Genomic DNA, 5,819 nt, shown 5'->3' with positions numbered 1-5,819 from the left:
TGGTGCGAATGTGATTGCGCTTTTGGGGGCTGCTGTAAACCAGCCTAGAGGTTCGTGGTTGGCTTGCCAACTGCAGGGCTACCGTTCGCGCCAGCGGGCCGGAGGCCTTAAGCCCGCCCTGTACTGCGAAGCAGTCAGGGTCGGGTAGTTTACTCAACTGTAGTTGCTTCTTTCCATCCTAAGTTCAAACAAATAGCCACAACATATGGATCTCATTTTGCGCCGGGCCAATTTGCCGGATGGCCGCAAGGGAATCGATATCGGTATCGAGGGGGATCGCATTGTGGCTCTGGAAAGCAACTTACAAGCCACTGCCCCCCAAGAAATTGATGTCAGCAACCGCTTGGTGTCGCCCCCCTTCGTGGATGCCCACTTTCACATGGATGCCACCCTCACCTATGGGATCCCGCGCGTCAACCAGTCGGGCACCTTGCTAGAAGGGATCGCCCTCTGGGGGGAGTTGAAGCCGCTGTTGACCCCCGAGGCAGTCATAGAGAGGGCCTTGACCTATTGCGACTGGGCAGTGGCGCGTGGGATCCTGGCCATCCGCACCCATGTGGATGTGTGCGATCCCAACCTGTTGGCGGTGCGGGCGCTGCTGGAAGTCAAGCAAAAAGTGGCTCCCTACTTGGATTTGCAACTGGTGGCCTTTCCTCAGGATGGCTACTATCGCTCGCCAGGGGCGGTGCAGCTTCTGGAGAAGGCTCTGGATTTGGGGGTGGAGGTGGTGGGCGGGATCCCCCACTTCGAGCGGACGATGGCCGAAGGGGCAGCTGCGGTGCGGGCCTTGTGCGAGATCGCGGCGGCGCGGGGTCTGCGGGTGGATCTGCACTGCGACGAGACAGACGATCCGCTTTCGCGCCACGTGGAGACCCTGGCCTACGAGACGCAGCGGCTGGGCTTGCAGGGGCGGGTGGCCGCCTCCCACCTCACCTCGATGCACTCAATGGACAACGCCTACGTGAGCAAACTCATTCCCCTGATGGCCGAAGCAGAGCTGGGGGTGATCGCCAACCCGCTGGTGAACCTGGTGCTGCAGGGCCGCCACGATACCTATCCCAAGCGGCGGGGGCTGACGCGGGTGCCGGAGCTGATGGCCGCCGGGCTGACCGTAGCTTTTGGCCAGGACTGCGTGATGGATCCCTGGTATCCCCTGGGCAGCGGCAACATGCTGGAGGTGGCCCACATGGGGATCCACGCTGCCCAACTGACAGGCTATGAGCAGATGCGGCAGTGTTTCTTGGCGGTTACGGAAAACCCGGCCCGCATTCTGGGGTTAGAAGGCTACGGACTAGAACCCGGCTGCTATGCCGACTTGGTGGTGCTCCAGGCTGCCGATGCTGTCGAAGCCATTCGCCTGCAACCGGCTTGCCTGTACGTTTTCCGTCGGGGACGGCTGATCGCCCAAACCCCGCCGGTGGTTGCCCAGCTCCATTTGCCGGGGCGCCCGGCCCAGGTGGACTTCACCCGCCAGCTTTAACGGCGCACGGTGCCGCTGAAGCCGCTGGCTTTGAACTGCTCCATAGTCAGAGGCAGCGGGCTGGTCACGGGCACGGAGATGCGAATGGAGAAGGGGCTTTCGCCGGGGGGAACCTCCTCGATGGCTCCCAGGCGGGTGCGCTCCGGCAGAACCTCATTGCCGTTGGCATCGTAAAGGCGACCGAAGACATCCGCATTCAGCACAGTATTTCTGGAGCGGTTGACCACCGTGCCTTCAATGAATAGGCACCTGGCCGGTATGGGGTTGCCGTTGCTGGTAACCAGGTTGGTGTATTCGGGGGTATCCGGGCAGGGGGTGAGGTGCAAATCCTTCAGTTGCAGGGGGATGGCTCCAAAACCCAGCAAGAGCGCCGCCAAAGCTGCACAACCCAGGCTCCAGCAGAGGGAGCGAAGCCCCTTCTTCCAAACTTGGCTCATGTTTTTTCTCCAAGGCCCATCTCCCCTAGTCTAGGGGATCCCCCGCCCGGTAAAACCCCTCCTCGGTCTGGATCCCGTCCAAGCGCTGATCCCAGGGATCCTGAGGCAGAGGCTGCTCCAGTAGGCAGGCCTGCGGGACAATGCCCCACTTGGGCACGCCGGGATCCGGCAGCGAGGCCAAAAAGCGGTCGTAATAGCCGCCGCCATAGCCCAGGCGCCTCCCCCAGCGATCGCAGGCCAGGGCGGGCACAAGGATTAACTCGGCTTCGGCGGGATCGATGACTTCGCTGCTGGGAGAGGGCTCCAGCAACCCCCAGCGGTTGGGAACAAGCTCAGCTGGGTGGTAGCGGTGCCACCGCAACTGCCGCTGCGGCAAGCAACGAGGGATCCCCCAGCGCTTTTCAGGGAAAAGGGCGAACAGGGATCCCAAGTCCACCTCGGAGCCGAAGGCCACGTAGGCCAGGATGGTCTTGGCCGCCAAAAGCCGGGGCTGAGAGGCCAGATGAGCCACTATCTTCTGCTCGACCAGAGAGCGATCCACCCCTTGCCGCACTTGGCGGAAGTGCCGGCGCAAGCGAGCTTTGGGGAGAAAATTGGGCCCCACAGACGGAGACAGGTTTGTAGCGTAGAAGGGAGTTGCCGCAGCGCCATGCCATCTCCCTGCCTTGACTTTCCCCACCCCCAGTCAAGCTTAGGGGTGGATATCCAGAACCTACTGGATGGCCAGGAGCTCCACTTCAAAATCGAGAGTAGCGTTGGGAGGGATCACGCCGCCGGCGCCGCGGCTGCCATAGGCCAACTCCGGCGGAATGCGCAAATACCGCTTGCCACCCACCCGCATGGTGGCCAGACCTTCCTCCCAGCCACGGATCACCTGCCCTACCCCGTAGGTGAAGGTAAAAGGTTGATTGCGCTTGTAGGAGCTATCGAAGACGGTGCCATCCTGCAGCTTGCCCACGTAGTTCACCACCACCGTTTGCCCCGGCTGAGGTGAAGGCCCTGTACCTTCGACAAGGTCGTAGTACTGCAGACCCGACTCGGTGGTGATAAATTGCTGGGCTTGAGATTGCACAGTAACTGCTGGGTGATCTTTGGCTCGCGACAGAGCCATGGCCGGCTGTCCAGCCCACACCCCAATCCACAGCAAACCCAGCAACAGCAGCAGCATCTGTTTCATCCGTTGGCGTCCCCCCGGTGCCGACTTTTTGCCTCCCCAACAATCTTAGGGGATCCCCTCATCCTATTTCGGCAAATTCGACGATCTGCCCTTGATGGTCGCGCACCCAGAAGACAAAAGGCTTTTCGGAGCGGACGCTGCTGCGGATCCCTTGCTTGTTGATCCGCTTCAGGAGGGCTTTGAGGGCTTCCCGTTCGTAGGTGGTGTGGCGATAGCGGACGCCGCTGCTGCGACCGGCTGCCGCCCCGTAGGCAGGTACAAAGGGAGTTCTGGAGAGACTGCCGTAGGGATCCGTGGTACCGGGGATCACGTGCAGTTGCACGGTGTCGGAGAGCTGATACCAGAGGCCAGCGGTATCGAGAGGTGTCGAGGTGGAGCGGGCTTTGGCATCAAGGCGGGAGCTGAGGCCAATATCCGCCGGGAAGTAGGCAGATCCCAGGCTGGAGCCGACCATGCTTTGCTCATAGCCGTAGTAGTACTGCAGCGGCAGCTCCGCCTCCGGCAGCCTCAAGACCTTTTCGTAAAACCCTCGCGCCTGCTCCAGATCGGGCACGATGATGGTGTAAACCCGCGGTGCGCCGCTCAGAAACGTCCACATGGCCCCGCCGTAGGCCGATAGCAGCAAAAACATCAGCCCCTTCGTGGAGAGCAAAACCTCCAGGGGGATCAGCGGCAGCATCAGTCCAAGGGGGGTTGGCATTGGCGCTTGTCCATTTGCGGGTGGCTCTGTAGTCCAGTATAGGATCCCTAGGCTGATGAAGCTTGCCCTGTTTGCCCCCACCCCGCGCGGTCGCCGCTTGGCCCAGGCTCTGCTGTCGCTGCTGCCAGAGGAGTGGATCTGCTGGAGCAAAGCCAATCCACAGGGAGAGCCGCTGCCTTGGCCCTGGCAAGCCTATGGGGATCCCAGCCATCCCACAGCGCCCAGATCCCTGGCGGCAGCGGTGGCCCAAACTTGGCCCCAGGTGCAGGGCTGTCTTTTCATCTTGCCAGTTGGGTCGGTGGTGCGGCTAATTGCCCCCCTCTTGCAGGACAAATACCGGGATCCGGCGGTGGTGGTGGTGGATGAATCAGGCCGCTGGGCCATTAGCCTCTGCGGGGGACATGTGGGCGGGGCCGATGCGCTGGCGCGGCAGGTGGCGGCTGCTTTGGGAGCCGAGCCGATCCTCACCTCTGCTTCCGAGGGGCTGGGGATCCCGCCTTTGGATTTGCTGGGGGATCCCTACGGCTGGCGGCGGGGCAGTGGCGATTGGAACGGGGTAGCTGCTGCCCTGACGCGGGGAGAGCCGGTGGCCGTAGAGCAAACCTGCGGCACGCAGCTCTGGCGGCGGGCCTGGCCAGCGGATCATCCTCTTTTGACTACGGCTCCCGACCAAGCAGTGGCCCAGATCCGGATTGGGGAATACACAACGCCTTGCCCCCACATCCCCACCGTCCACTGGCATCCGCGGGTGCTGTGGGTGGGGGTGGGCTGCGAGCGGGGCACCAGCCGCGCCTGGCTGGAGGGATCCCTGCGGCGCCTGTTGCAAAACCAGGGGCTGGCCCTCGAGGCCGTTGCCGGCTTGGCCACTCTGGAGCTGAAACGGGATGAGGCGGGGCTCTTGGAGCTGGCCCAGGCCCATGGCTGGCCCATCCAGTTTTTCTCCGCCGCGGCCCTGGCAGGGATCCCGGTTCCCCACCCTTCAGAGGCGGTGCGGCAGGCGGTGGGCACCCCTTCGGTGGCGGAGGCGGCTGCTCTTTTGGCGGCCCAGCGCTGGTCGGGAGAGGACAATCCAGCCCAGGGGAGAGCCACCCTTGTCTGCCCCAAGCAGATCTTCACCTCAGAAAGCGAGGGAGCTTGTACCCTGGCCATTGCCCGCGCCGCCCGCGAGTATTCCCCTCGCGCCGGGCACCTGTGGCTAATTGGCATCGGCCCTGGGGATCCCGCCCAATTGACCTTGGCCGCCCGCCTGGCCCTGGCCCAAGCCGAGGTGGTGATTGGCTACCAGCTTTACCTGGACTTGGTGGCGCCCCTCCTGCACCCCGGCCAGATTTGCGAAGCCTTTCCCATCACCCAGGAGGTGCAGCGGGCGCAGCGCGCCATCGCCCTGGCCCAGCAGGGGCTGCAGGTGGCGGTGATCTCTTCGGGGGATGCGGGGATCTACGGCATGGCCGGCCTGGTGCTGGAGTACTTGGCCCGCAGCGGCTGGGATGGGATCCGCCCCTCCCTGGAGGTGCTGCCGGGGATCTCCGCCCTTCAAGCTGCTGCCGCTCGCCTAGGAGCCCCTCTCATGCAGGATTTTTGCGCTATTTCCCTCTCGGATCGCCTCACCCCCTGGCCGGCCATCGAGCAACGCCTGCAGGCGGCTGCCCAGGCCGACTTTGTGGTGGCCCTGTATAACCCCCGCTCGCGGCAGCGGTTGGATCCCTTCCTCAAGGCGCTGCAGATCTTTCGCCGGGCCCGCCCCACCCACACCCCGGTGGCGGTGGCCCGCAACCTCTACCGTCCCGGCGAGGCCATCCACCTCACCACGCTAGGGGAGTTGGATCCTGAGCAGGTGGACATGTTTACCCTGGTCTTGATCGGCAGCTCGCAGACCTTTCGCTACGGCAGCCGGCTGATCACTCCCCGCGGCTACCGCTTGTGATGAACCCACCTGATGGCCGTTGGATTTCGATTCAAAACACCGTGAGGTGACATCCTCTCCCGCTAAGCCCTGACGGGCTGTAGACGGGAGCTTCCGAGAAT

6 protein-coding genes and 1 pseudogene are annotated in these 5,819 nt (G+C 63.4%); 3 read left to right on the top strand and 4 right to left on the bottom strand.

The window, feature by feature from the left end; genetic code table 11:
* Both GG26_RS13345 and GG26_RS13340 read left to right on the top strand, forming a co-directional pair.
* Window positions 1–148 (top strand): annotated as a pseudogene (locus tag GG26_RS13345) (RNA-guided endonuclease TnpB family protein); the annotation flags it as partial.
* A 57-nt stretch (window positions 149–205) separates the two neighbouring features.
* Window positions 206–1,480: an amidohydrolase family protein gene (locus GG26_RS13340; protein WP_414391127.1), complete on the top strand. Its 1,275-nt coding sequence runs from the start codon at window positions 206–208 to the stop codon at window positions 1,478–1,480.
* Here the strand turns inward: GG26_RS13340 and GG26_RS13335 are convergent.
* The 4 genes from GG26_RS13335 to GG26_RS13320 all read right to left on the bottom strand — a co-directional run bounded on the left by GG26_RS13335 (window position 1,477) and on the right by GG26_RS13320 (window position 3,794).
* Window positions 1,477–1,917: an FxLYD domain-containing protein gene (locus GG26_RS13335; protein WP_011430429.1), complete on the bottom strand. Its 441-nt coding sequence runs from the start codon at window positions 1,915–1,917 to the stop codon at window positions 1,477–1,479. The genes GG26_RS13340 and GG26_RS13335 overlap by 4 nt on opposite strands.
* 25 nt (window positions 1,918–1,942) lie before the next feature.
* Window positions 1,943–2,521 carry a 5-formyltetrahydrofolate cyclo-ligase gene (locus GG26_RS13330; RefSeq protein WP_240527650.1) on the bottom strand — a complete coding sequence of 193 codons (579 nt, stop codon included), beginning with the start codon at window positions 2,519–2,521 and terminating at the stop codon, window positions 1,943–1,945.
* A 108-nt stretch (window positions 2,522–2,629) separates the two neighbouring features.
* A complete protein-coding gene (locus GG26_RS13325) occupies window positions 2,630–3,094 on the bottom strand; it encodes an FKBP-type peptidyl-prolyl cis-trans isomerase (protein ID WP_041438366.1) in 465 nt (154 codons plus the stop codon).
* A gap of 58 nt (window positions 3,095–3,152) precedes the next feature.
* On the bottom strand, window positions 3,153–3,794 hold the full coding sequence (locus tag GG26_RS13320) for a hypothetical protein (protein WP_011430432.1): 642 nt from the start codon (window positions 3,792–3,794) through the stop codon (window positions 3,153–3,155).
* A gap of 55 nt (window positions 3,795–3,849) precedes the next feature.
* Between GG26_RS13320 and cobJ the strand changes: the two genes are divergently transcribed.
* On the top strand, window positions 3,850–5,718 hold the full coding sequence (gene cobJ / locus GG26_RS13315) for a precorrin-3B C(17)-methyltransferase (protein ID WP_414391122.1): 1,869 nt from the start codon (window positions 3,850–3,852) through the stop codon (window positions 5,716–5,718).
* The last annotated feature ends 101 nt before the right edge of the window (window positions 5,719–5,819 follow it).

The sequence above is a fragment of the Synechococcus sp. 'PEA 65AY6A-5F PE A' genome, assembly GCF_047462575.1.
Taxonomy (GTDB): domain Bacteria; phylum Cyanobacteriota; class Cyanobacteriia; order Thermostichales; family Thermostichaceae; genus Thermostichus.
The sequence above is the reverse complement of the archived record's forward strand: the minus strand, read 5'-3'. Positions and strand labels throughout refer to the sequence as shown.